The following is a 25,266-nucleotide window of genomic DNA, read 5'->3' as shown; positions in this document are numbered from 1 at the left end:
AGGAGGATGCATGCGCGCAGTCACATGGCAGGGACGTCGGAACGTCTCGGTCGACAACGTTCCCGATCCGGTGATCAAGGAGCCGACCGACGCGATCATCCGGGTGACGAGCACCAATATCTGCGGATCCGATCTGCATCTCTACGAGACGCTGGCGGCGTTCATGAGCCCCGGTGACATCATCGGCCACGAACCGATGGGCATTGTGGAAGAGGTCGGGGCACAGACCGGTGACCTGAAGGTCGGCGACCGGGTGGTGATCCCGTTCAACATCTCCTGCGGGCACTGCGTCATGTGCGGTATCGGACTGCAGAGCCAGTGCGAGACCACCCAGAACCGCGACCAGGGCACCGGTGCCGCGCTGTTCGGCTTCTCCAAGCTCTACGGCGAGGTGGCCGGCGGTCAGGCCGAATACCTGCGGGTCCCCCAAGCCCAGTACACCCACATCAAAGTCCCCGGGGACGGGCCCGATGAACGCTATGTCTACCTGTCCGACGTACTGCCGACAGCCTGGCAGGGCGTCGAGTACGCCGAGGTGCCCGAGGGCGGCACGCTCGTGGTGCTCGGACTCGGACCGATCGGCTCGATGGCGTGCCGCATCGCCGCCCACCGCAAGGACTGCCGCGTGATCGGCGTCGATCTGGTGCCCGAGCGGCTCGACCGGGCCCGTCCGTACTGCGCCGAGGTCGTCGACCTGCGCAGCCAGGACGTCGTCGACGTGGTCAATGAGCTGACCCAGGGCCGGGGCGCCGACTCGGTGATCGACGCGGTCGGCATGGAGGCACACGGCTCGCCCGTGGCCACCGCCGCCCAGACGGTCGCCGGTTTCCTGCCGTCGAGCGTCGGCCGAGCGGTGATGAAGACCGCGGGCGTGGACCGCCTCGCCGCGCTCAACTCGGCGATCGCCCTGGTCCGACGGGGCGGCACCATCTCGCTGTCCGGCGTGTACGGCGGCGCGGCCGATCCGATCAACCTGATGACGCTGTTCGACAAGCAGGTGCGCTTGCACATGGGCCAGGCCAACGTGAAGCGCTGGGTCGACGACATCCTGCCGCTGCTCACCGACGCCGACCCGCTCGGTGTCGAGGACTTCGCCACCCACCGGCTGCCGCTCGAGGAGGCCCCGGGGGCGTACGAGACCTTCCAGAAGAAGCAGGACGGCATGGTCAAGGTGGTTCTCCAGCCCTGACCGACCCGGATTGGGCGACCGCACAGCGGGGTACCTCACCCGCGTGAATCGCGCCGAGTCCGGAATCAGCGGGGGCCAAATACCCGGTACCCCTGGTTTCACCTCGGGTGGTTCTGGCAATATTACTCAGCGGTAGGTTCGGCTTGCGCTACTCCGGGGAGATGACAGTGACGTTATTCAGCAAAGCCTCGAACATGTCGGTGTTGGCTCAGGGCAGCGAGGGTGGCGGCACCGCCATCCACGAGATCATCATCCTGTCGGTGGCGGCGGCCGTCGTCGCCGCGGTGCTGGTCTACATCGGCTATCTGCACCGGAACCACAAGATCACCTGGCTGACCAGCCTCGCCGAGTGGTCCGGTCGCCGCTTCAAACGGCCGCCCTGGGTCGCGCTACCGGTTGGGATGTTCATCTCCTCGATCCTGTGCGCGCTGTTCGGCTTCATCTGGGACGTCAGCCTGCACATCGGTAACGGCCGGGACGACGGCGCGCTGGCGAACCCGGCCCACTACTTCATCCTGATCGGGCTGTTCGGCATCTTCGTCGCCGGCTGCACCGCGATGGTGCTGCCCTACGACAAGCCCGGACCGGCCGCGGTGCGCATCACCGACCATTGGCACGCCCCCGTCGGCGGCATCGTGATGGCCGGCTGCGGCCTCTACGCGCTGACCGGCTTCCCGCTCGACGACATGTGGCATCGCATCTTCGGCCAGGACGTCACCCTGTGGGGCCCGACGCACCTGATGATGATCGGCGGCGCCGGATTCTCCACCATCGCCGCCCTGTTCCTCGAGTACGAGGGCCGCCGGGCCAACGCCGGCGTCGACGACGCCCCGCGCGACGGCATCGGCCTGAAGTTCGTGCAGTACCTCGCCTTCGCCGGTGTCCTGGTCGGCGCGTCGGTCTATCAGATCGAGTTCGACTTCGGCGTGCCGCAGTTCCGCCAGGTCTTCCAGCCGATGCTGATCGCCGCGGCTGCCGGTCTCGCCCTGGTCGCCGCCCGGATCTTCATGGGCCGCGGCGCCGCTCTGATCGCCGCGATCATCGGAATCGGTCTGCGCGGCATCGTCGCCCTGCTGGTCGGCCCGGTCCTGGCCGCGCCGATCAACTGGTTCGCGCTCTACCTGGGCGCCGCCGTCGTCGTCGAGCTGATCGCCCTGACGCCGCTGATGAAACGTCCCATCGTGTTCGGCGCGGTCGCCGGCCTGGGCGTCAGCACCGTCGGACTGTGGCTGGAGTCGTTGTGGGTCGACGCGGTGTACCCGCTGCCCTGGCCCTCGAGCATCTGGCCCGAGGCGCTGGCGATGTCGGTTCCGGTGGCTGTCCTCACCGGCGTCTGCGGCGCGATGCTCGGCATGGTGCTGACCGGTCAGCGCCTCCCGCGACGCGCCATCAGCGTCGGCCTGGTCGCGCTGACCGTGCTGGCTATCGGCGGCGCAGCGGCCAACGGTCTGCGCTACAACGTGCCCCAGAACGCGACCGCGTCGGTCACCCTCACCGAGGCGCCCGCCGTCGACGGAGAACGCTTCGCGACCGCCGATGTGCGGTTCAACCCGCCGGACCTGGTCAGCGACAACCCGAACTGGGTGGCGGTGCTGGGTTGGCAGGGCGGCCTGCCGCAGCAGCGCGGTGAGTTCGTCGACACCCTCGAGAAGGTCGGCCCCGGACACTACGTCTCGACGCAGCCGATGCCGATCTCGGGCAGCTGGAAGACCCTGCTGCGCGTGCACGACGGCAAGACCCTGACGGCCGTGCCGATCTACCTTCAGGGCGATCCGGGTATCGGCGCCGAAGAGGTGCCCGCCGAACCGCAGTTCACCCGGCCGTTCGTCTCGGAGATCACCATCCTGCAGCGGGAGCGCAGCCCCGACATCCCGCAGTCGCTGTGGCTGATCGGCTGCCTGATCGTGCTGGCCTGCAGCCTGGCGATGGTCGCCGGCATCAGCTGGGGTGGTGGCCGGATCAACAACACCGAGCCGACCGGCACCAAGCCCGAACTGCAACCCTCCGCGCAATCATGACGGCCGACCCGGACATCGCGATCCTCGCCGACCATCCGATCTGGATCGCGGTGCCGGCGTTCGCCCCGGCGTTCGTCGTCGCCGGCGTGGTCGTGTACATCGCCGCAAAGAACCGTCGCAAGCGCGACGCCAGCACACCCGAACAAGATGGGACGCCGTGAGGACACCTGACCGCCCGTACTCGATCATCCTGGTGACCGCGGCGGCGATGCTGGTCGCTGCGTGCGGGAGCTCCTCGGACAGCAGCGGCCAGACGTCGGCACCGGACGGGAGCCCCCCGGCGTCGGCCTCGGGGTCCCCCTCGGCGGCCGGCCCGTCGGATCTGCCGGACCAGCAGCAGCCACCCAACCGGTTGACCATCGACGTCGACATCGCCGGGGGCCAGGTCACGCCGACCAACGCCCAGCTGCAGGGCAAGGTCGGTGAGCCGATCATCCTGCAGGTCACCAGCGACGTCGCCGACGAGCTGCACGTGCACTCGGTACCCGACCACACCTTCCCGGTCGAGGCGAAACCGAATCAGCGCTTTCAGTTCACCGCCGACGTCCCGGGCAACGTCGAGATCGAACTGCATGACCTGAACCGGGTCGTCGCGAGCGTGCAAGTCCGGCAGTGACCGCGGCACCGTCGGTCGCGATCCTCGCTCACGGCCTCGGTGGTTCCACCGATCTACCGATTCCGTACACCTACGCACTGCTGGGTGCCGCGTGGGCGCTCACCGCGACCTTCGCCGTGGTCGCCCTGGCGTGGCGCAAACCCCGCTTCGACGAGACCCGGCCGGGACGGGCGCTGCCGTCGTGGGTGACCGCGGCCGTGGATGCCCCCATCACGCGCTGGGTGATCGCCGCCGTGGCGCTGCTGGCCACCGGGTGGATCGCGATGGCGGCGTTCTTCGGTCCCCAGACCGCGGACAACCCCGTGCCGGGGGTGTTCTACGTCCTCATGTGGGTCGGCCTGGTGGCGGTGTCGTGGGCGATCGGCCCGGTGTGGCGGGCCATCTCCCCGGTCCGCGCGGTCTACCGCCTGCTGCGGCTGGACCGCCGCCCACCGCGGCGGCCCTACCCGGTGCGGCTGGGCTACTGGCCGGCCGCGCTCGGCCTGTTCGCCTTCGTCTGGCTGGAACTGGCCAGCCCCGATCCCGGTTCGGTCGGGGCCATCCGCACCTGGTTGCTGGTCTATCTGGTCGTCACCTTCGCCGGTGCGCTGTGGTTCGGCCGACGCTGGTTCAGCCACGCGGACCCGTTCGAGGTGTACGGCGTGGTGGCCTCGCGGTTGTCCGCCCTGCGCCGGCAACGCGACACCGGCCGCATCGCGATCGGCAACCCGTTCGACCACCTGCCCACCCTGCCGGTGCGACCCGGCACCGTGGCGGTGCTGTCGGTGCTGCTGGGTTCGACCGCATTCGACAGCTTCTCGGCGATGCCGGTATGGCGGAACTTCGTCGACGACACCGCCGGATCGGCATGGGCGGCGACGGTGCTCAAGACCGCGGGCCTGGCAGTGTTCGCGTTGGTGGTGGCCGGCACCTTCACCGCGGCCGCACGCGCGACGGGTGGGGTGGACCGGCAGCGGCGGCGCGAACTGCCCGGGCTGATGGCGCATTCGCTGATCCCGATCGTGATCGGATACGTGTTCGCCCACTATCTGACCTATCTCATCGAACGCGGACAGCAGACGCTGATCCTGCTCGCCGACCCGCTCGGGCGCGGCTGGAATGTGTTGGGCCTCGGCGATACGGAAGTCAGCTACGTGCTGTCGATGCATCCCTCGGTGCTGGCGACGCTGAAGGTGGTGTTCGTGGTGGCCGGGCACATGGCCGGGGTGGTGGCCGCCCACGACCGGGCGCTCAAGCTGCTGCCCTCGGCGCACCAGATCACCGGTCAGCTGGCGATGATGCTGGTCATGGTGGGCTATACCTTTACCGGTTTGTATCTTTTATTCGGGGGTTGACATCCCGCGGGCGGAGTTACTGTGGCTAAGTGCCGCCCGAACACCTTCTGGAGCGGGCACTGGCCGGTGGGACACCGCAGAACGTGGGATGGTTCCGTTTCCACTTCGCCGACGAACGCTGGGAGTGGTCCGATCAGGTGCAGCTGATGCACGGCTATGAGCCGGGCACGGTCACCCCCACCACCGAACTGGTGCTCGCCCACAAACACCCCGACGACTACGTCTCAGTCGCCGCCACCCTCGACGACATCCTGCGCAGCCGAAGAACTTTCAGCACTCGTCACCGCATCATCGACGTGCAGAAGCGGGTGCACGACGTGGTGGCCATCGGGGATCGCATGCTCGACGAATCCGGGGAGATCATCGGCACGCAGGGCTTCTACGTCGACGTCACCGAGACCACCGCCCAGTCCGCGCGGGAGATGGCCGCCGCGGCCGCGGCGGCGGCGGCCGAGCACCGTGCCTCGATCGAACGCGCGAAAGGCATGCTGATGCTCGTGTACCGCGTGGACGCGGTCGCGGCGTTCGAACTGCTGAAGTGGCGCGCCTCGGAAGCCAAGGTGAAGCTGCGGACCTTCGCCGAGCGGTTGCTCACCGATTTCACCGCCCTCTACTACGAGGAGACCCTGCCGCCTCGCTCGACGTTCGACCACGTCCTGCTCACCGTCCATCAGCGGGTCGACGCCGCGGGTGTCTGATCCGCGCCGCGGCGCTACGGTGGCGCCATGCGCGCACTCGTCGTCGTCGACGTCCAGAACGACTTCTGTGAAGGCGGTTCACTGGCCGTGTCCGGCGGCGCCGAGGTCGCCCGGCGTATCAACGAGCTGCTGACCCGCCCCGAATACACCCACATCGTCGCCACCAAGGATTTCCACATCGACCCGGGCGATCACTTCTCCGACCACCCCGACTACCGCAACTCCTGGCCGCGACACTGCGTCGCCGGCACGACCGGCGCCGACTTCCACCCCGACCTCGACGCCACCCCGGTCGAGGCGGTGTTCACCAAGGGTGAATACGCCGCGGCGTACAGCGGCTTCGAGGGCCGCGACGCCGACGGCACCTCGCTGGCCGAATGGCTGCGCGGCCACGACGTCGACGAGATCGACGTGGCAGGTCTGACCACCGACTACTGCGTCCGCGCCACGGCCTCCGACGCCGTCGCCGAAGGCTTCCGCACCCGGGTGCTGCTCGACTACACCGCCGGGGTCGCCGAGGACACCACCGCCGAGGCGGTGGAGGCGCTGCGCGGCGCCGGCGTCCAACTCGTCTAGCCGGGGCGGCCCGTCCAGCGCGGCGCGCGTTGTTCCAGAAACGCCCGTACCCCTTCGCGGGCGTCGTCGTGGGCCATCAGCCGCCGGTGGATCTCGGTCTCCCGGATGCCGACCTGTTCGCGGTCCAGGTCGAAGGACTGCCAGAGCAGCCGCTTGCTGGCCGCCACCGATTGCGGGGCGGTGTTCGCGGCGATGTCGCGGGCCAGGTCATGCGCCGCGGGCAGCACCTCGCCGGCCGGAAGCACCCGGCTGCCCAGCCCCATCGCGACCGCCCGGTGGCCGTCGAACGTGGCACCGGTGAGCAGGATCTCCGCGGCGGTCGACACGCCGACCAGCCGGGGCAGCACCCAGTGGCTATAGGCGTCGCCCACCACACCGCGACGGACCTGCACCACGCCGTAGCGGGCGTCGGCGGCGAACAACCGGATGTCGCACTGCAGCGCCAACGTCAACCCCAGGCCCAGCGCATGTCCGTTGATCGCCGCGATCACCGGTTTGGCCAGCGACCAGGCCGGTACCTCGAGGCCCGCCGCGCTGAAGGCCGGCGCGGGATCGGTGAACGTCCGGTCTCCGGCGGCGAGGTCCGCCCCGGCGCAGAACGCCGGCGGCGCCCCGGTCAGCACCACCACCCGGACCGCGTCGTCGGCATCGGCGCGACGGTAGGCGTCGGCGAGCTCCTCACGCATCCCGTCGCCCAGCGCGTTACGTTGCCGCGGCCGGTTCAACGTGATGGTGGCGACGCCGCGCTCGACGTCGACCGTCAAAGTCCGATACCTCGGCAACTCTTGGTCCGTCATCAATTGGGTATACCTCCTGCGCGACGACGCGGGGCTGTTCGGTCGGGAAGCCACCTTCCCGGCCGACCCGTATCGTCGCCTTGTCAGTTGGCCCGTCCGTCAGGAGTGTGCACTTTGGCTTCACCCGCCCGTCCGAACGACAGCGCGACCACACAGTCGCCGTTGACCGGACCTATTTCGGTTGTTCCGGAGGTGTGGCCGGGCAAGGCCTATCCCCTGGGCGCCACCTACGACGGCTTCGGCACCAACTTCGCGATCTTCAGCGAGGCCGCCGAACGCGTCGTGCTGTGCCTGTTCGATGCCGATGGTGACGAAAGCCGCATCGCCATGCCCGAGGTCGACGGTTTCGTCTGGCACTGCTTCATCCCCAACATCGGACCGGGACAGCGCTACGGCTACCGCGTGTACGGCGATTACGACCCGGCCAACGGCTGTCGCTGCAACCCCAACAAGCTGCTGCTCGACCCGTACGCGAAAGCCATCGACGGCACCTTCGACTGGGGCCAGCCGCTGTTCAGCTACAACTTCGGCGACCCGGACAGCCGCAACGACGACGATTCGGCGCCGTACATGCCGAAGTCGATCGTGATCAACCCGTATTTCGACTGGGGCGTGGACCGGCCGCCGAATCACGAGTACGCCGACACCGTGATCTACGAAGCGCATGTCAAGGGTCTGACCCAGACCCATCCGGACATCCCCGAGCAGATTCGCGGAACCTATTCGGCGCTCGGGCACCCGGTCGTCATCGATCACCTGAAGTCCTTGGGCGTCAATGCCATCGAGCTGATGCCGGTGCACCATTTCGCCAACGACTCGACGTTGATCGACAAGGGTCTGTCGAACTACTGGGGTTACAACACCATCGGATTCTTCGCACCCGACCCGAAGTACAGTTCGTCGGCCACCCCCGGCGGGCAGGTGCAGGAGTTCAAGGCGATGGTGCGGGCGCTGCACGAGGCGGGCATCGAGGTCATCCTCGACGTGGTCTACAACCACACCGCCGAGGGCAACCACATGGGCCCGACGCTGTCGTTCCGCGGCATCGACAACGGCGCCTACTACCGGCTCGTCGACGACGACAAGCGCTACTACATGGACTACACCGGAACCGGCAACAGTCTCAACGTCGGTCACCCGCACGCGCTGCAGTTGATCATGGACTCGCTGCGCTACTGGGTGACCGAGATGCACGTCGACGGCTTCCGCTTCGACCTCGCCTCCACCCTGGCCCGCGAGTTCTACGACGTCGACAAACTCGCGACATTCTTCGAACTGGTGCAACAGGATCCGACCGTCAGCCAGGTCAAGCTCATCGCCGAACCGTGGGATGTGGGTCCGGGCGGCTACCAGGTCGGCGGGTTCCCGCCCCAGTGGACGGAGTGGAACGGCAAGTACCGCGACACCGTCCGCGACTTCTGGCGCGGTGAAGACGCCACCATCGACGAATTCGCCTCGCGGTTGACCGGGTCCTCGGATCTCTACGAGAGCACCTCGCGCCGGCCGGTCGCCTCGATCAACTTCGTCATCGCCCACGACGGCTTCACGTTGCGAGACCTGGTGTCCTACAACGAGAAACACAACGAAGCCAACGGTGAGGACAACAACGACGGCGAGAGCCACAACCGGTCGTGGAACTGCGGCGTGGAGGGTCCGACCGACGATGCGGAGGTCAACGCGCTGCGATCACGGCAGCAGCGCAACTTCCTGACCACACTGCTGCTGAGCCAGGGTGTCCCGATGATCTGTCACGGTGACGAACTGGGCCGCACGCAGAGCGGCAACAACAACGTCTACTGCCAGGACAACGAGTTGTCGTGGATCGACTGGTCCACAGCGGACGCCGAGCTCATCGAGTTCACGCAGAAGGTGTCAGCGCTGCGCGCCGAACACCCGGTGTTCCGCCGTCGTCGCTTCTTCTCCGGCCGGCCGGTGCGCCAGCGCGGCGCTCCGGGGTTGCCCGACATCGCCTGGTTTGCCCCGGACGGCAACGAGATGAGTGATGAGGACTGGGCCAGCGGCTTCGCGAAGTCGATCGCGGTGTACCTCAACGGCCACGGCATCCCGGATCTCGACGTACGCGGCCAGCGCGTGGTGGACGACTCGTTCCTGCTGTGCTTCAACGCCTATCACGAGCCGATCGAATTCGCCACTCCGGCACCAGAATTCGGTCGGTCATGGCGACCGGTGGTCAACACTGCCGACGACTCCGAGCAGCGCGAAGATGTGTCACCGGGTTCGAAGATCGAGGTGGCCGGCCGTTCGGTACTGGTACTGCAGGCGGTCAACGAACCGTAGGGACAGCGAAACAACAGGGCCCCGGCGATTCGCCGGGGCCCTGTTGTCACAGCTGGTCACTCCGCTGATCACTCCACGACGGGGAACAGGGAGTCGCCGTCCTCCGGCGTGCCGCTGATCTGGCCCTCGTCGGTACCGGTGTCGCCGGGCACCACCCGGTCCAGCTGATCGTCGGCGAGTTCGGCGGTGTCACCGGCCGACGCATCGTCGGCGGCCGGCGCCTGGGCCGCGTCGGGCACCTCCGCGGCGAGTTTGTCGTCGAGGGACTCCCCACCACCCTCTTCGCCGCGCGGCAGGGCGTCCGAGCGACTGGCCTCACTCCAGTCGTCCGGCGGATCGACCACGTTGTCGCCGTCGTCGTTGCGCACGTCGTCGGCGTCGAGCGCCTCGGTGGGCCGCAGCGTGTCGCCGGTGCCGCCCTCATCGTTCGCGGATGGGAAGTCGGTGTTGTCGCTCATATCGGCCCGGTTGCCCCGCCCGTCGAACCACTAAACCCCGGCCGACCAGCGTCACTACCGGCCGGTAGCAACCCCGACCAACCGGTGAGTTAGTGTGCGATATGCAATTGGCGCTGACCGACGAGGAAGCCGCATTCCGCGACGAATTGCGGACTTTCTACCGAACCGAAATCCCCGAGGACATCCGCGAACGTTCCCGGCGCGGCGGTGAGGTGTCCAAGGAAGACATCGTCACCACCCACAAGATCCTCCACGAGCACGGCCTGGCGGTACCGGCCTGGCCGCTGGAGTGGGGCGGTAAGGACTGGACCCCCACCCAGCATCAGATCTGGCTCGACGAGATGCAGCTGGCCTGCGTCCCCGAACCGCTGACCTTCAACGTCAAGATGATCGGCCCGGTGATCGCCGAATTCGGATCGCAGGAGATGAAGGAGCGGTTCCTGCCGCCCACCGCGAGCCTCGACATCTGGTGGTGCCAGGGCTTTTCCGAGCCCGAGGCCGGATCCGATCTGGCCTCACTGCGGACCACCGCGGTCCGCGACGGCGACAGCTACATCGTCAACGGACAGAAGACCTGGACCACCCTCGGCCAGCACGCCGACTGGATCTTCAACCTGGTGCGCACCGACCCCAACGCCCCCAAACGTCAGGCCGGCATCTCGATGCTGCTGATGGACATGAACACCCCGGGCATCACACTGCGACCGATCAAACTCGTCGACGGCAGCTACGAGGTCAACGAGGTCTTCTTCGAAGACGTCCGGGTGCCCGCCGACCAGCTCGTCGGCGAGGAGAACCAGGGCTGGAGCTACGCGAAGTTCCTGCTCGGCAACGAGCGCACCGGCATCACCCAGGTGGGCCGCACCAAGGTCAAACTGGCCGAGGTGAAGGCCCGCGCGAAGGAGTCGGGTCTGCTCGACGATCCGCTGTTCGCGGCGCGCCTGGCCGAAGCGGAGAACGACGTCATCGCCCTGGAGCTGACCCAGATGCGGGTGAATTCCGGTTCGGTCGGCGGCAAGCCCAACCCGGCCTCCTCGGTGCTCAAGCTGCGCGGCAGCCAGCTGCAGCAGCTGGCCACCGAATTGCTCATGGAGGTGGCGGGACCCGATGCGCTGCCCTACGACGCCGGCGACGCGATCGCCTCGCCGTATTGGGCGCAGCACTCCGCGCCCACCTATCTGAACTACCGCAAGACCTCGATCTACGGCGGCAGCAACGAGGTCCAGCGGACGATCATCGCGTCGACGATCCTCGGACTGTGAGGTTGTAACCATGGACTTTGCCCTCAGTGACGAGCAGGTTCTGCTCCGCGACACCAGTCGCGAGGTACTGGCCCGCACCTATGACATCGAGACCCGGCTCAAGGTCATCGACAGCGAACTCGGCTGGAGCCGCGACGTCTGGAACCAACTGGCCGAGGTCGGTGTGCTTGGACTCGGATTCGAGGAGGACGCCGGCGGCCAGCTCGAGATCATGGTCGTCTCCACCGAGATCGGACGACGGCTGGCACCCGAGCCGGTCATGTCGGCGGCCCTGGGCCCCGGTGCGCTGATCGCCGAACTCGGCTCCGAGGAGCAGAAGCAGCTGCTCGACGAGGTCGCCTCGGGCAGCCGGCTGCTGGCCTTCGCGCACACCGAGCCGGGGCTGCGCGGCGCCGCAACGACGGTCACCACCACGGCCGCCCAGCAGGGCGACTCGTGGACCGTCAGTGGCCGCAAGAATCCGGTCATCGCCGGCGACGCCGCCGACACGCTGATCGTCAGCGCCGCCCTGCCCGACGGCGGGACGGGCCTGTTCCTGGTCGACGTCGACGGCGAGGCCGCGCACGTCACCCGCCAGGCCTACCGCACCTTCGACGGTCAGCACGGTGCGCAGATCGACCTCGACGGTGCGGCCGCCCAGCCGCTCGGCGCGGGCGGGGACGCCTCGACGGCGATCGCCGACACCCTGGTGCGCCTGCAGTCGGCGCTGTGCGCCGAGGCGCTCGGGGCGATGGAGGAGGCGCTGCGCCTGACCACGGACTACCTCAAGACGCGTAAGCAGTTCGGCGTCACGCTCAGCAAATTCCAGACGCTCACCCAGCGCGCGGCCGATATGTACGTCTCGCTCGAATTGGCCCGCAGCATGACCTACTACGCGGCGATGTCCATCGCCGACGGCAACCTCGACCCCGCCATCGCGGCGCGGGCCAAGCTGCAGATCGGCCGATCGGGGCGACACATCGCCCAGGAGGCCATCCAGCTGCACGGCGGCATCGGGGTGACCGCCGAATATCCGGTCGGGCATTACGCGGCGCGGCTGACCGCGATCGAGCACACCCTCGGCTCGTCGCAGGACCAGCTGCACGTGCTGACCGGTGGTCTGGGCGATTACGAGGTCGTCACCGTCTAGGAGACACCCCTCAGCCGACGAGGCGGGCGATCGACCGCATCGGAATGGGCAGCCAGCCCGGCCGGTACCGCGCTTCGTAGCCCGCCTCGTACACGGCCTTGTCGAGTTCGTACGCGCCGAGCACATCGGCGTCGTCGCGCGGATCGGTACCCACCGCCGCGGCGTAGCCGTCACAGAAGGCGGCGACGTTGGCCTCGACCCACGCGCTGGCGCGCTGGGCCAGCGCATCGTCCCCGCCGGTCTCGATGAGGCGCTGATACGCGGCGTACTCATAGGACCGCAGCATCCCGGCGACGTCGCGCAGCGGTGAGTCCGGGCGGCGGCGATCCTCGAGCGGCTGGCCCGGTTCGCCCTCGAAGTCGATGAGCAGCCAGCGCTGCGGGCTGCGCAGCACCTGACCGAGATGCAGGTCGCCGTGCACGCGGTGCACGGTGATGTCGCGGTCGGCCAGCGCGCGGTAGCGCTGTTCGATCCGCGCGACATAGGGCGCCAGCTCCGACACCGACGAGGCGACCGTCGCGAGCCGCGCGAGCACGGTGTCCGCGGGGAACGGCACCGACGAGGTGTCCAGTTCGGCCGCGAGCGTGGCGTGCACGGAGGCGACCGCCTCGCCGAGCGCCTTCGAATCGGCGGTGAAGTCGGTGAAGTCACGCGCGCCCGCGACCGCCATATCCCACCCTTCGGTGGAACCCGCCGCGAATTCGGCGACCATACCGAGCGCGGAGGGTTCGCCGTCCAGGCTGGTCTCGAACGATCCGAGCAACTTCGCGACGTGGACGTTGCCGGCGCGACCGAGCACCCGGTTGAGTTCGATGTCCGGGTTGACCCCGGGGGTGATCCGGCGGAAGACCTTGAGCATGGCCTCCTTGCCGAAGATGACGCTGGTGTTGCTCTGCTCGGCGCTCGACACCTTCGGAGCGGCAGTCAGCGGCAGCGTGACGTCGGGCTCTCTGGTGAAGCTGACCTCGCCGATGCGGGCCGAGCCGTCGATCAGCGACAGCAGGTGGTGCGCGGCATCGGGGTCGTGGAGGGCGTCGTAGCCGGTCCGGTCGCCGTCGGTGCCGATCAGCGACGTGTCGCCGTCCCCCGGCGTTGCGGCCGGACCCCAGCGCACCACCACCTGATACCGCTCGGGCTCGCCCGTCGCGAAGTGGGCGTCGAGGAGCATCAGGTCGAGGTCGTCGCGCAGGGCCACCACGGCCGCCGCGTCGACGGAGACCAGTTCGCGGCTGCGTCCGCCGTACCAGCGCTGCTGGGGAAGCCATCGGTCGAACGGCAGGTTCGTGTCCATTGATGTTCTGCTACCCATCGCGGGCTGACCTGAATCCCCGGCGGTATCGTCCCGCAGGTGGCCAACCGTGATCACGGCGACCCGGGTGACGCGCCCTCGGTGCCTCCGCCGCTGAACCCGCCGGAGAGTAGCGTCCGGCCGTCGGCCGCCGAGGAGGCGCGCACCATCGCCGCCTCCACCAACACCGGCACACTGGCGTCACTGACCTCCGACGGCGACCCATGGGCCTCGTTCGTCACCTACGGACTGCTCGGCGGCGCACCGGTGCTGTGCGTGTCGAATCTGGCCGAACACGGGCGCAACCTCGCCGGCGATCCGCGGGCGAGCCTGGCGATCGTCGCGCCGGCGACCGAAGCCGATCCGCTGGCCAACGGGCGGGTGACCCTGGCCGGGGTGGTCGAACGGCCCGAGGGTGACGAGCACGCCGCCGCCCGCGCTGCGCATCTGGACGCGGTGGCGGCCGCGAAGTACTACATCGACTACAGCGACTTCACCCTGTGGGTGCTGCGCGTGCAGCGGGTGCGATGGGTCGGCGGCTACGGCCGGATGGACTCGACGACGGGACAGGCCTACGCCGCTGCCGAGCCGGATCCGGTGGTGCCGCACGCCGCGGGTGCGATCAGCCACCTCAACGCCGACCACGCGGACTCCCTGCTGGCGATGGCACGGACCCTCGGCGGATATCCGGACACGTCGGCCGCGACGTGTACCGGCGCCGACCGCTACGGTCTCGATCTTCGGGTGGAGACCGCGCGCGGGGTGGCCTACACCCGGGTGGGATACGCCCGACCGATCAGTTCCTACGGCGAGTTACGTTCGGCAGCAGTCGAATTGACGAAAAGAGCACGACATGGTTGAACCGACCGACCGTCCGGACAGCTGGCAGGCGGCGTTCGAGTTGATCCGCACCCGCGGTTACGAACATCGAGAAGAGCCGTTCCGGCTGGCCAGCGGTCAGCTCAGCCACGACTACATCGACGGCAAACACGCGATCGACAACGGCGAGCGACTGACGACGGTGGCTCGGGCGATGGCCGATGTCGCGGCGCGCAACGGGATCGAGTTCGATGCCGTCGGCGGGCTGACCATGGGCGCGGACTCGATCGCGATCGGCATCGCGATCGTCACCGGCGCCGCCTGGTTCTCGGTGCGTAAGGAGCAGAAGCAGCGCGGCCGCGAGCAGTGGATCGAGGGCACCCGCATCGAACCCGGGATGCGGGTACTGCTCGTCGATGACGTGATCAGCACCGGCGGTTCGACGGCCATCGCCTTCGACCGGGTGGTCGCCGCGGGGGCCGTGGTCGCCGGCGTCATCCCGATGGTCGACCGCGGCGACGTGGCCGCGGAACTCTTCGCCGGCCGTGGCGTCCCGTTCGCCGCGCTGGTGACCTACCGCGATCTGGGGATCGAGCCGATCCGGGCGGTCTAGCGTGTCGGACCCTGCTGCTTGGATGGAGTCATGTCCGGCAGCGCAACCTCTCTGGTCGATCGGGTAAGCCCGAAGGACCGCATCGAGGAGTTGTTCGACGAGATCGCGGAGCTGACCGGACAGCGCAATGCGATCGATGCCCGCATCGTGGAGATCGCCGCCGAGATCGAGCGTGACGAGCTCGCCGGGATGACCGGCGCCCGCTCCGTGCCCGCGTTGATCGCCTGGAAGACCGCGACTTCCTCGCGAAACGCCGAGACGATCGTCGCGATCGCGCGACGGATCGACCAGTTCCCCCGCTGCGCGGCGAGTATGCGGGAGGGCCGGCTGTCGCTGGATCAGGTGGGCGTCATCGCCGAGAACGCCGCTGACGGCTCTGACGCCCACTACGCCGAACTGGCGCGATCAGCGACGGTCAATCAGCTGCGGACCGCGGTCAGATTGGAGCCGCGCCCCGCGGCCCCGCCGAAACCCGAGTCCGGCGCCTCGCTCACCAAGTACACCGACGGCGATCACACCACCTGGAAGATCCGCCTGCACCGGCTGGAGTCCGCGAAGTTCGAGGCGGCGTTGCAGTCCCATCGGGACGCGCAGATCGCCGACCACGCCGGCGACCAGGCGCGCCCGTTTCCGACCACCCTCGATGCGTTCAACAGCCTGGTCGAGGCCGGCTGGGACGCCGACGCGGTGCGCCGCCCGCACGGTCAGCACACCACGGTGGTGATCCACCTCGACGTCGAGAGGCCCGCTGCGGCCTTGCATCTGGGCCCACTTCTCTCCGACGAAGATCGCCGCTTCCTGCTCTGCGACGCCACCTGCGAGGCGTGGTTCGAACGCGACGGCCGCGTCATCGGCTCCGGGCGGGCGACCCGAACGGTCAGTCGACGCCTGCGCCGCGCACTCGAGCATCGGGACCGCTGCTGCGTGGTGCCCGGCTGCGGGGCCACCCGGGGTCTGCATGCCCATCATCTGCGTCACTGGGAGGACGGCGGCGCCACCGAACTCGACAATCTGGTGTTGCTCTGCCCGTACCATCACCGCCTGCACCACTCGGGCGGCATCGATCTCCGGGGACCTGCCGGCCAGCTGGTCGTCACCGACCATCGCGGGCGACCACTGAGCAGCGCCGCATTGGCCCGCCCGCCGACGACACCCCCGCCGAGCGTCGCGCCCTGCCCGGGACCGACCGGGGAGCGCGCCGACTGGTGGTGGTATCAGCCGTTCGGGGCCTAGGCTCTGCCCGGTCCACTCCGGCCTAGACCACCAGCACCGCATTCGGCTCGACGCCGACCGACACCGGATCCCCGGCGGCGAAGTCGCTCGCCGACGAACTGGAAAGCTGCGCGCTGCACACGGTTCCGTCCTCCAGCGCCAGATACACCCGCGAGATCGGGCCGAGGAACGCCACCGACGTCACGGTCGCATTCGGTTCACCGTCGACGCTGACGGACACCGACTCGGGACGCACCATGGCCAACCCCGCACCCGAGGTGACCGAACCGGGCAGCGTCGGGACCGACGTGCCGAGCAGATGTGCTGATCCCGACGAAACCTGTGCCGGCAGTTTGTTGTTCAGCCCCACGAACTCGGCGACGAACGGTGTCGCCGGGTTGGCGTACAGCTCGGCCGGGGCGGCGAGCTGCTCGAGCCGGCCTTGGCTCATCACCCCGACCCGGTCGGCGACGGCCAGCGCCTCCTCCTGGTCATGGGTGACGAACAGCGTCGTCGTTCCGAACTCCAGCTGTACCCGCCGGATCTCGTCGCGCAGCTGCGCGCGCACCTTGGCGTCCAGGGCGGAGAGCGGTTCATCGAGCAGCAGCACGCGCGGCTGGATGGCCAGCGCTCGGGCCAGCGCCACCCGCTGCTGCTGACCGCCGGACAACTCGCGCGCGTACTTGTGCTGATGCGCCGACAGTCCGACCACCTCGAGCATCTCAGCGGCCCGAGAGATACGGTCCGCCTTGGCCTTTCCGCGCATCTTCAGGCCGAACGCGACGTTGTCCAGCACGGTCAGGTGCGGAAAGAGGCTGTACGCCTGGAACACCATGCCCATGTCGCGCTTGTTCGCCGGAACCCGGCTGACATCGCGGCCGTCCACGCTCACCGTGCCGAAGGTCGCCTCGTCCAGACCCGCCAGGATCCGCAGCGCCGTGGTCTTCCCGCACCCCGACGGGCCGAGCAGCGCCACCAGCTCACCGGGCCGCATGTGCAGCGTCAGCCCGTCGAGCGCCTTGACGGTGCCGTACACCCGGGTGAGGTCGTTGAGTTCGACGGCGACTCCGACGGTCATGCGGCTCCTGCGGTGGTGGGGGTGGCGCCCGGCACGGGCACGGGCGCGGATGCGGGATCGGCGCGGCGGCGCCCGCGGGTGACCGCCGACAGGATGAGCAGCAGCGCAAAGCCGAACAGCAGCACCGCCAGTGACGCCGCGACCGACGTCGGGCCGTCGGTCTTGCCGAGGGCGACGATCTGCACCTGCAGCGTTTGATAGCCGGACAGCGAGGCGATCGTGTACTCGCCGAGCACCACGGCGATCGAGATGAACGCCGCAGACAGGATGCCCGACCAGATGTTGGGCACCACCACCCGCACGATCGTCGTGAACCAGCCCGCCCCCAGCGAGCGCGCCGCCTCCGAGAGGGTCTGCAGGTCGATCCCCGACAGCGCGGCGTCGATCGCGCGGTAGGCGAACGGCAGCACCAGCACGACGTAGACGAAGGTCAGCGTCAGCGCCGACTCACCGAGGAAGTAGGTGACCCACAGGTAGACGTTGCGCAGGCCGACGACGATCACCAGCGCCGGGATGGTCAGCGGGAGCAGGCACAGGAATTCGACGGGCCGGCGCGCCCACGGCACCCGCAGCCGCACCCAGATCATCGTCGGGACCAGCACCGCGAGCATGGCCAGGACCGTCAGCACGGCCAACGACAACGAGACCAGGATCGACTCGTAGAGCGCCTGGTCGGACACCAGGTTCTGCCACGCCTGCAGCGTGCGCCCGCCCGAGACGAGGTCGCGGGTCGAGAAGTCGGCCATCGCATAGAGCGGGAACAGGAAGAACAGCGCGAAGGCGACCCACAGCAGGGCCCGGACCGCTCTCATTGCAGCCACCGCGCAGTGCGCCGAAGCAGCGCGTTGTAGGCCACCATCACCACCGCGACCACGACCACCATCTCCAACGCCAGCGCGTACGCGAAGCCGGACTGGCCGAGTACCACCTCACTGGTGAGCGCCGCCCGGATGAGCAGTGGCACGATCGGACTGCCCTGGCTGACCAGCGCCGCCGCCGTCGCATAGGCGGCAAAGGCGTTGGCGAACAACAACAGTGCCGATCCGAGGAACGCCGGTGCGAGCAGGGGGAAACCGACCTCACGCCAGTACCGCCAGGTGGACGCACCCAGATTGAGCGCGGCTTCGCGCCACTGTTCGCGCAGCCCCTCCAGCGCGGGCACGAAGACGATCACCATGAGCGGGATCTGGAAATAGGTGTAGACCAGGATCAGCCCGGTCAGCGTGTAGAGCCACCCCGAGCCGGCCAGGTTCCAGCCGAGCGCCTGCTGCACCCACAGGGTCAGCACCCCGTTGAGCCCCACGGTCGCCAGAAACGCGAACGCCAGTGCGACACCGCCGAATTGGGCCAGCACACTGCACAGGGCGAGCACCGCCCTGCGCAACATCGACTGCGGCGGGCTGCTGACGATCAGCCAGGACAGCAGCGCACCGAGCACCGCACCGATCAGGGCGGTGCTCCCCGAGAGCAGCACGCTCTTCCACAGCGCGGACAGGGCTGTCTGGGAGAACAGCGCCTGGATGCGAGCCAGGGAGAACACCCCGTCGGCGAAGAACGCGCTGATGACGACGGTGATCGTCGGGATGAGCAGGAAGACCGTCAGGATCGCGAAGAACGGCAGCAGCGGCACACTGTCGCGGACCCGTCGGACCAGCACGGCGGTGGTCAGCCGATCGCGCTGGCCCAATTCGCGGCCAGATAGTCGGTCGCCGCCTTGTTCTGCTCCACCGAGACGATCACCGGTTCACCGGTGACCGCCGGCAGCGCCGCATACGCGGCCGCATCCAGCGTCTTGGCGGCGAGCATCGGCTCGGCCCGCACCGGGCGGGCACCGCCGCCGAGGTAGAGGTTCTGGCCCTCGTCGCTGTAGAGGAACTCCTGCCACAACCGGGCGGCCGCGGGATGCGGCGCTTCCTTGTTGATGGCCTGGTAGTAGTAGCCGGCGACGGCGGGACCGGGCGGCACCACGACCGTCCACGACGGCAGCTTCTTGGTCTCCGCGGCGTTGAGGTAGTCCCAGTCGATCACCACCGGCGTCTGACCGGATTCGATGGTGGCCGGCGTCGGGTCGACGGGCAGGAAGTTGCCGGCCTCCTTGAGCTTGCGGAAGAACTCGACGCCCGGGGCGATGTCGTCGGCCGAACCGCCCTGGCTCAGGGCGACCATCATGACGCCGGAGAACGCGGCGCCGGCCTGGGTGGGATCGCCGTTGAGCGCCACCTTGCCGCGGTATTCGGGCTTGAGGAGGTCGTTGACCTCCTTGACCGGGGGCACCTTGCTGGCGTCGTAGCCGATGGACATGTAGCCGCCGTAGTCGTTGACCCAGGTGCCGTCGGGGTCCTTGAACTCCTCGGGGATGTCGTCGAAGGTGGCGACCTTGTAGGGCGCGAACATCGCGGTATTGGCCAAGGCGACCGACTGGCCGAGGTCGAAGACGTCGGGTGCGGTGCTCTTGCCGCGCTGCTGATTGGCGGCGTTGATCTCGTCCTGGCTGGCGGCGTCGGGCTGCGCCGAGTTCACCTTGATGCCGTATTTCTTGCCGAACGCTTCGATGATGGCGCCGTAGTTCGCCCAGTCCGGCGGCAGGGCGATGACGTTGAGTTCGCCCTCCTGCTTGGCCGCCTCGACCAGCTTGTCCATCCCGCCGAAGTCGTCGGCCGAGGTGGCCTTGCCGACCTCGACGCCGGAGTCGGTCTGCCCGCCGCCGCTGTCCTTTTCCGGCGGTGCGCACGCGGCGAGGCCGAGCCCCACCAGAGCGGACGCGCAGACGGCGAAGAGCCGGGAAGTGAGCCGTGAAGAGGTCATGCCGAACCTTCCGATGGTCAGGAAGCGCCGCGGTGACACGTCGGTTACCGCGACGGGTCAGCGCAGTTAATGGATCCCGATGGGGCGAGAAGACACTATCGTGACGGGGCGCTTCGGGCAGGGCGTTGGGGATGTCCGCCGCGACCGCGCGATCGCACTGTTCGCACCGATAGCATCGGGACGTGGCTGAAGGCAGACCGCAGTTCGAGGCCCCGGCGCAGTCCGACTACCGCTGGGACGAACCGACGCGTGGCGTCGACCAGGACTACCTGAGTCAGGACTTCGTCGACGAGGACGCCGACGAGATCCTCCAGCCCGCCGCCGACGACTACGCCGAGCAGCAGCAACCGGCTCGGCCCCCGGAATCCGTCGAGCCGCCGCCCTTCGAGCCGCCGCCTTACGAACCGCCGGCCCCACAGCAGGACCGCTTCGACGCATTCAACGCCAACACCTGGACCTTCCGGCCCCCGCCGACCCCGTGGTACCGCACGCGTCAGGCCGTCACCGTGCTGCTCGCGCTGGCCCTGGCGGCCGGCGCCCTGGTGGTGGCGGCGGTACTGCTGATCTTCGGCGGTTCGGAGGACGAGGACGGTCCGGCTGACCGGCCCGGCGTACAGCCCACCCCCACATCGACGCCGTCGCCGACACCCACTGCGACCAGTCAGCTCCCACCCCCGCTGCCTCCGCCCCCGCCACCGCCGCCGCCCCCACCACCACCGCCGGTCGCGGGCAACGGCGGCCCGGTCTACTACCCGACGGAGCGCCCGAGCAAGAAGCCGGAGATCAACGTGACGCGCACGCCGTCGGTCAAGACCCAACCACCGCGCGCGACCAACATTCCGCGGGACAAACCGGAGGTGGGAGCGAATCGCGGGTCGTCGAGCGACGAGGACTGATGTCGCCGTGACCGCGTACGGCGAACAGCCGAGCCCCGCCGAGCGGTTCGCCACCGCGCCGGTCGCGGTGCTGGCGACGCTCAACCCCGACGGGGCCCCGCATCTGGTGCCGGTGGTGTTCGCCGTGCACCGCGACGTGGTCTACACCGCGGTGGACGCCAAGCGGAAATCCACCCGCGAGCTGAGGCGGCTGGCGAACATCGAGGCCGACGAGCGGGTCTGCGTGCTCGTCGATCACTACACCGAGGACTGGACCCAGCTGTGGTGGGTGCGCGCGGACGGCGCCGCGGCCGTCCACCACAGCGGCGACGAGATGGCTACCGGTTATGCGCTACTGCGCCAGAAGTATCCGCAGTACGAGCGGTTGGCGCTCAATGGTCCGGTGATCAGCGTCGCGGTACAGCGCTGGTCGTCCTGGCAGGCCTGAGCCCGGCCGTCAACGGGATTCCGCGGCCGCCTCGAACAGCCACGAGACCACCAGCGCGCCGGGGTCGATGGCGCCGCGGCCGGCGTCTCCGACGTAGCTCGCCCGGCCCTTGCGGGCCACTCGGTCGCGCGTCGACTCCGCCCCGTCGGCGGCCGCTCGCGCCGCCTCGGCCGAGGAACCGCCGTGCTGCAACGCCTCGTTGGCCGGATGCAGCGCGTCGACGACGGTGTTGTCCCCGACCTGGGCGCCGCCCAGGTCGACCACCGCCCCGAGCCCCGCACGCACCCCCTCGGCGAAGGCCCGGTCGAACGGCTCATCACCGGAGAAGCTTTTCGACAGTTCCCGCAACAGCGTGCCGAACACCGCGCCGGAGGTCCCCCCGGCCCGGACGAAGAAGGATCGGGACAGCGCGTCGAGCACCTCGGCATCCGTCCCCCGTAGCGGCAGCGCGAACGGGCCGAGCGCCGCGGACATGTTGACCCCGAAATCTCCGTCACCGGCCTGCCGGTCGAGCGCGGTCAAGTCATCGATCGCCTCCTGCACCCGGCCGACGAAAGCGGTGAGCCAACCGCATTCGGGACCGGAGTCGGCGTGGTCGTCGGGTTCGGCCAGGGTGGTGTCGACCAGGTCGGCGGGCTCGGCGGCCGCCAGTCGCGGCCAGGCCGGGGCGTCGGTCGGCGCGTCCCAGCGGCGCACGATCTCGTCGTCGGCGCGCACCACCGTCACCGAAGCCCCCCGCATGTCCAGAGCCGTGACCAGGGTTGCGACCAGACTGCGCACCACCCGAACCCCGGCGGCGCGCAGCTGCGCGAGGACGTGGCCGTAGACCAGGTGCAGCTCGAGCGGGTGGGTGCTGCCGAGCCCGTTGACCACCACGATCACCTGTTCGGCGCCGTTCGGCGCCAGCGAGCCGAGGATTCGCTCGAGCAGGATCTGCACGATCTCCCCGGCCGGGCGCAGCGCAGTGCGCTCCACCCCCGCCTCACCGTGGATGCCGATGCCGATCTCCATCTCACCAGCAGCCAGCTCGAACGACGGCTGGTCGGATCCGGGCACCGTGCAGGGGGCGAGCGCCACCGACATGCTGCGGGCGTTGTCCGCCACCCGCCGGCCGAGGGCGGCCACCTCGGCCAGTGACGCGCCGTCGGCGGCCGCGGCCCCGCAGACCTTCTCGACCAAGATCGTGGCGCCGGTGCCCCGCCGGCCCGGCCCGTCGTCGTCGGAGTCGGTCGCGACGTCGTCGGCCACCACCACGACGTCGGTGTCGATTCCCTCCTCACCCACGATGTCGCGGGCGATCCGGAAATTCATCATGTCGCCGGTGTAGTTCTTGACGATGTGCAGCACCCCGGCGCCGGAATTCACGTGTCGCGTGGCACCGGCGATCTGTAAGGCGTTCGGGGAGGTGAAGATCTGGCCTGGGCAGACCGCGTCGAGCAGCCCCTGCCCGATCAGGCCGGCGTGCATCGGTTCGTGTCCCGACCCGCCGCCGGACAGGATCGCCACCCGCCCCGGCGTCGGCTCCCGGCGCGCGAGGAAGCCCGGATCGCGGTGCCACGCCACGTCGGGGTTCGCCGCGACGAAGCCGCGCAAGGCGTCGGGCAGAAAAGACTCGACCGAATCGACGAAGTAACGCTGGGACATGCCCCGACTGTAGGCGGGAACCACCGACCGTGATGTGGGCCGCATCTTCGGCACAGAGCTTGCGTTGGCGTCAACCGGTTGGAAAAGTGAGTTAACTTAACTATCCGGTTCGGGTCGTTACGCGAAATGGCCGACTGCTTCCGGTCGGGGAAAAGGATGTGCGGTGGCGTCGTCGGCGATGCAGCGACGGTTGACCAAATGGCGGTTCGACCCGCCTCTGAAAATCGCCTTCCTGGTGACCGTGCTGCTGATCGTCGTGGTGCTGGTGCTGGTGTGGATGCAGTTCCGCGGAGCTTTCACCCCGAAGACCAGCCTGGTGCTGATCGCCGAACGCTCGGGACTGAACATGGACCCCGGGTCCAAGGTCACCTACAACGGCGTGCAGATCGGCCGCGTCGACACGGTCGAAGCCGTCGACGACAACGGAAACCCCGCCGCGCAGCTCAACCTGGACGTCGATCCCAAGTACATCGACCTGCTACCGGCCAACGTCGACGTGGCAATCCAGGCCACCACCGTCTTCGGCAACAAGTACGTTTCGTTCACAGCACCGGAAAACCCTGTGCCGCAGCGTGTCTCGAGCGCCGATGAGATTCGCGTGAGCGGGGTGAGCACCGAGTTCAACACGCTGTTCGAGACCATCGTGGACGTCGCCGAGCAGGTCGACCCGATCAAGCTGAACCAGACGCTGACCGCCGCCGCCCAGGCCCTCGACGGGCTGGGGGACCGCTTCGGTGAGTCGATCATCGACGGCAACGCGATCCTGGCCGACGTCAACCCGCGGATGCCCCAGATCCGCCGCGACACCCAGCTGCTCGCCGACCTCGGCGAGGTCTACGCCGATGCCGCACCGGACCTGTTCGACGGCCTGGACAACGCCGTCACCACCGCACGCACCCTCAACGAGCAGCGCGGCAACCTCGATCAGGCGCTGATGGCCGCCGTCGGGTTCGGCAACACCGGCGGCGAGGTCTTCGAACGCGGCGGACCCTATCTGGTGCGCGGACTGGAGGACCTGATCCCCACCGGTGAGGTGCTCGACCGCAACAGCCCGGCGCTGTTCTGCACCATCCGCAACTACCATGACGTCGCGCCGCGGTTCAGCCAGTTCAACGGCGGCAACGGGTATTCGGTGCAGTTGCACAACACCATCCAGGGCGCACCCAACCCGTACGTCTACCCGGACAACCTGCCGCGGGTCAACGCCAAGGGCGGACCCGAGGGCCGGCCCGGCTGCTGGCAGCCCATCACCCGCGATCTGTGGCCGGCGCCCTACCTGGTGATGGACACCGGCGCGTCGATCGCCCCCTACAACCACCTCGAACTCGGCCAGCCGATCGCGATCGAATACGTGTGGGGCCGGCAGGTCGGCGAGAACACCATCAACCCCTAGCCCGACGGGTCTACCGGCTAGCAGGTAGCCGGTTTTGGCGCTCGCGTGGACGACTTTGCTCAACGCAGCGGCGAGTCTTGGTGCAAGGACACGAAGGGAGCTCGCCATGCAGGTCCTCGCCCACCCGGCCGCTGATCAGGAACTCGTCCGACGATTCCAGCGTGCGGCCCAGCCGCTGCTGCCCGATCTCCATCAGCGCGCTCTGCGGCTGACGCGCAACCACCACGACGCCGAGGATCTGGTCCAGCAGACCGTGCTCAACGCCTTCCGTGGCTTCGCGAAGTTCAGCGAGGGCACGAACTTCCAGGCGTGGATGTACCGCATCGAACTCAATACGTTCATCAACGACTACCGCAAACTGCGACGGCGGCCGCAGCAGCAGCTCACCGCCGAATTCAGCGACGCCGAGCTGGCCGACGTCCAGCGCGGCGGGCGCGCGACGCGCTCGGCCGAGGAGCACGCCCTGGAACTCCTGCCCAACGCCGAGCTGCGCGCGGCGCTGCAGTCCCTGCCCGAGCAGTTCCGCACCGCGATCTACTACGCCGATGTGGCCGGGTACCCCTTCCGCGAGATCGCCGAGATCACCGGCGTCCCGATCGGGACGGTCATGTCGCGGCTGCACCGCGGCCGCAAGCAGTTACGCCGGTTGCTGACCCTGGCCGGCGAGCACCGGCCCACCACCGAACCACACGCACTGGCCGGCTGAGTCCGGCTGA

The 25,266-nt window shown here is 68.7% G+C and carries 25 protein-coding genes; 17 read left to right on the top strand and 8 right to left on the bottom strand.

What is annotated here, in order from left to right; genetic code table 11:
- Positions 1-10 precede the first annotated feature (10 nt).
- From ACN27E_RS19070 to ACN27E_RS19040, 7 genes are all read left to right on the top strand, one after another.
- Positions 11-1,189, top strand: a complete 1,179-nt coding sequence (locus ACN27E_RS19070; RefSeq protein ID WP_422743806.1) for a zinc-dependent alcohol dehydrogenase — start codon at positions 11-13, stop codon at positions 1,187-1,189.
- A 161-nt stretch (positions 1,190-1,350) separates the two neighbouring features.
- Positions 1,351-3,207: a hypothetical protein gene (locus tag ACN27E_RS19065; RefSeq protein ID WP_422743804.1), complete on the top strand. Its 1,857-nt coding sequence runs from the start codon at positions 1,351-1,353 to the stop codon at positions 3,205-3,207.
- Positions 3,204-3,368 carry a hypothetical protein gene (locus tag ACN27E_RS19060; RefSeq protein WP_422743802.1) on the top strand — a complete coding sequence of 55 codons (165 nt, stop codon included), beginning with the start codon at positions 3,204-3,206 and terminating at the stop codon, positions 3,366-3,368. The genes ACN27E_RS19065 and ACN27E_RS19060 overlap by 4 nt, the downstream gene beginning before the upstream one ends.
- Before the next feature lie 47 nt (positions 3,369-3,415).
- Positions 3,416-3,823 (top strand): hypothetical protein, encoded by a 408-nt coding sequence (locus ACN27E_RS19055; RefSeq protein WP_422749981.1) that lies wholly within the window; start codon positions 3,416-3,418, stop codon positions 3,821-3,823.
- Positions 3,820-5,157 carry a hypothetical protein gene (locus ACN27E_RS19050; protein WP_422743801.1) on the top strand — a complete coding sequence of 446 codons (1,338 nt, stop codon included), beginning with the start codon at positions 3,820-3,822 and terminating at the stop codon, positions 5,155-5,157. Before ACN27E_RS19055 ends, ACN27E_RS19050 begins: the two co-directional genes overlap by 4 nt.
- A gap of 29 nt (positions 5,158-5,186) precedes the next feature.
- A complete protein-coding gene (locus tag ACN27E_RS19045; protein ID WP_422743799.1) occupies positions 5,187-5,855 on the top strand; it encodes a PAS and ANTAR domain-containing protein in 669 nt (222 codons plus the stop codon).
- A 27-nt stretch (positions 5,856-5,882) separates the two neighbouring features.
- Positions 5,883-6,431 carry a nicotinamidase gene (locus tag ACN27E_RS19040; protein WP_422743798.1) on the top strand — a complete coding sequence of 183 codons (549 nt, stop codon included), beginning with the start codon at positions 5,883-5,885 and terminating at the stop codon, positions 6,429-6,431.
- Here ACN27E_RS19040 and ACN27E_RS19035 read toward each other — a convergent pair.
- On the bottom strand, positions 6,428-7,228 hold the full coding sequence (locus ACN27E_RS19035) for an enoyl-CoA hydratase/isomerase family protein (RefSeq protein WP_422743797.1): 801 nt from the start codon (positions 7,226-7,228) through the stop codon (positions 6,428-6,430). The two genes, ACN27E_RS19040 and ACN27E_RS19035, sit on opposite strands and share 4 nt — an antisense overlap.
- Before the next feature lie 162 nt (positions 7,229-7,390).
- Between ACN27E_RS19035 and glgX the strand changes: the two genes are divergently transcribed.
- On the top strand, positions 7,391-9,526 hold the full coding sequence (gene glgX, locus ACN27E_RS19030) for a glycogen debranching protein GlgX (RefSeq protein WP_422743796.1): 2,136 nt from the start codon (positions 7,391-7,393) through the stop codon (positions 9,524-9,526).
- Between the two features lie 68 nt (positions 9,527-9,594).
- Here the strand turns inward: glgX and ACN27E_RS19025 are convergent, their stop codons facing one another.
- Positions 9,595-9,984, bottom strand: a complete 390-nt coding sequence (locus tag ACN27E_RS19025) for a hypothetical protein (protein WP_422743794.1) — start codon at positions 9,982-9,984, stop codon at positions 9,595-9,597.
- A 101-nt stretch (positions 9,985-10,085) separates the two neighbouring features.
- Here ACN27E_RS19025 and ACN27E_RS19020 point away from each other — a divergent pair, with 101 nt between their 5' ends.
- Together ACN27E_RS19020 and ACN27E_RS19015 are read left to right on the top strand one after the other, a co-directional pair.
- Positions 10,086-11,246 (top strand): acyl-CoA dehydrogenase family protein, encoded by a 1,161-nt coding sequence (locus tag ACN27E_RS19020; protein ID WP_422743793.1) that lies wholly within the window; start codon positions 10,086-10,088, stop codon positions 11,244-11,246.
- Positions 11,247-11,256: 10 nt separating this feature from the next.
- Positions 11,257-12,375, top strand: coding sequence for an acyl-CoA dehydrogenase family protein (locus ACN27E_RS19015; RefSeq protein WP_422743792.1), 1,119 nt, complete (start codon positions 11,257-11,259; stop codon positions 12,373-12,375).
- A 10-nt stretch (positions 12,376-12,385) separates the two neighbouring features.
- On the opposite strand, the gene ACN27E_RS19010 is transcribed toward ACN27E_RS19015, so the two are convergent.
- Positions 12,386-13,666 carry a maltokinase N-terminal cap-like domain-containing protein gene (locus tag ACN27E_RS19010; protein WP_422743790.1) on the bottom strand — a complete coding sequence of 427 codons (1,281 nt, stop codon included), beginning with the start codon at positions 13,664-13,666 and terminating at the stop codon, positions 12,386-12,388.
- Between the two features lie 57 nt (positions 13,667-13,723).
- On the opposite strand from ACN27E_RS19010, the gene ACN27E_RS19005 reads away from it, so the two are divergent.
- The 3 genes from ACN27E_RS19005 to ACN27E_RS18995 are packed head-to-tail and all read left to right on the top strand — an operon-like array spanning position 13,724 to position 16,328.
- Positions 13,724-14,524: a HugZ family protein gene (locus ACN27E_RS19005; RefSeq protein ID WP_422743788.1), complete on the top strand. Its 801-nt coding sequence runs from the start codon at positions 13,724-13,726 to the stop codon at positions 14,522-14,524.
- The gene (locus tag ACN27E_RS19000; protein ID WP_422743786.1) at positions 14,517-15,095 is read left to right on the top strand and encodes an orotate phosphoribosyltransferase; all 579 of its coding nucleotides are present in this window, start codon (positions 14,517-14,519) and stop codon (positions 15,093-15,095) included. Before ACN27E_RS19005 ends, ACN27E_RS19000 begins: the two co-directional genes overlap by 8 nt.
- A gap of 30 nt (positions 15,096-15,125) precedes the next feature.
- Positions 15,126-16,328, top strand: a complete 1,203-nt coding sequence (locus tag ACN27E_RS18995) for a DUF222 domain-containing protein (protein WP_422743784.1) — start codon at positions 15,126-15,128, stop codon at positions 16,326-16,328.
- Positions 16,329-16,350: 22 nt separating this feature from the next.
- Here the strand turns inward: ACN27E_RS18995 and ACN27E_RS18990 are convergent, their stop codons facing one another.
- Genes ACN27E_RS18990 through ACN27E_RS18975 form a run of 4 tightly spaced genes read right to left on the bottom strand, consistent with a single transcriptional unit; the run spans position 16,351 to position 20,190 of the window.
- A complete protein-coding gene (locus ACN27E_RS18990) occupies positions 16,351-17,385 on the bottom strand; it encodes an ABC transporter ATP-binding protein (RefSeq protein ID WP_422743782.1) in 1,035 nt (344 codons plus the stop codon).
- Positions 17,382-18,197: an ABC transporter permease gene (locus tag ACN27E_RS18985; RefSeq protein ID WP_422743781.1), complete on the bottom strand. Its 816-nt coding sequence runs from the start codon at positions 18,195-18,197 to the stop codon at positions 17,382-17,384. The genes ACN27E_RS18990 and ACN27E_RS18985 overlap by 4 nt, the downstream gene beginning before the upstream one ends.
- Positions 18,194-19,039, bottom strand: coding sequence for an ABC transporter permease (locus tag ACN27E_RS18980; RefSeq protein ID WP_422749979.1), 846 nt, complete (start codon positions 19,037-19,039; stop codon positions 18,194-18,196). The genes ACN27E_RS18985 and ACN27E_RS18980 overlap by 4 nt, the downstream gene beginning before the upstream one ends.
- 11 nt (positions 19,040-19,050) lie before the next feature.
- A complete protein-coding gene (locus ACN27E_RS18975; protein WP_422743779.1) occupies positions 19,051-20,190 on the bottom strand; it encodes an ABC transporter substrate-binding protein in 1,140 nt (379 codons plus the stop codon).
- 182 nt (positions 20,191-20,372) lie between these two features.
- Between ACN27E_RS18975 and ACN27E_RS18970 the strand changes: the two genes are divergently transcribed.
- On the top strand, positions 20,373-21,086 hold the full coding sequence (locus ACN27E_RS18970) for a hypothetical protein (protein WP_422743778.1): 714 nt from the start codon (positions 20,373-20,375) through the stop codon (positions 21,084-21,086).
- Positions 21,087-21,093: 7 nt separating this feature from the next.
- The gene (locus ACN27E_RS18965; protein WP_422743776.1) at positions 21,094-21,513 is read left to right on the top strand and encodes a TIGR03668 family PPOX class F420-dependent oxidoreductase; all 420 of its coding nucleotides are present in this window, start codon (positions 21,094-21,096) and stop codon (positions 21,511-21,513) included.
- A gap of 9 nt (positions 21,514-21,522) precedes the next feature.
- Here ACN27E_RS18965 and ACN27E_RS18960 read toward each other — a convergent pair whose 3' ends face one another.
- Positions 21,523-23,157 (bottom strand): dihydroxyacetone kinase family protein, encoded by a 1,635-nt coding sequence (locus ACN27E_RS18960; protein ID WP_422743775.1) that lies wholly within the window; start codon positions 23,155-23,157, stop codon positions 21,523-21,525.
- Between the two features lie 178 nt (positions 23,158-23,335).
- Between ACN27E_RS18960 and ACN27E_RS18955 the strand changes: the two genes are divergently transcribed.
- Positions 23,336-24,550: an MCE family protein gene (locus ACN27E_RS18955; RefSeq protein ID WP_422749978.1), complete on the top strand. Its 1,215-nt coding sequence runs from the start codon at positions 23,336-23,338 to the stop codon at positions 24,548-24,550.
- A gap of 106 nt (positions 24,551-24,656) precedes the next feature.
- A complete protein-coding gene (locus ACN27E_RS18950) occupies positions 24,657-25,256 on the top strand; it encodes a sigma-70 family RNA polymerase sigma factor (protein WP_422743773.1) in 600 nt (199 codons plus the stop codon).
- Positions 25,257-25,266 lie beyond the last annotated feature (10 nt).

It is taken from the genome of Mycobacterium sp. WMMD1722, from assembly GCF_049315205.1.
Lineage (GTDB): Bacteria > Actinomycetota > Actinomycetes > Mycobacteriales > Mycobacteriaceae > Mycobacterium.
The sequence above is the reverse complement of the archived record's forward strand: the minus strand, read 5'-3'. Positions and strand labels throughout refer to the sequence as shown.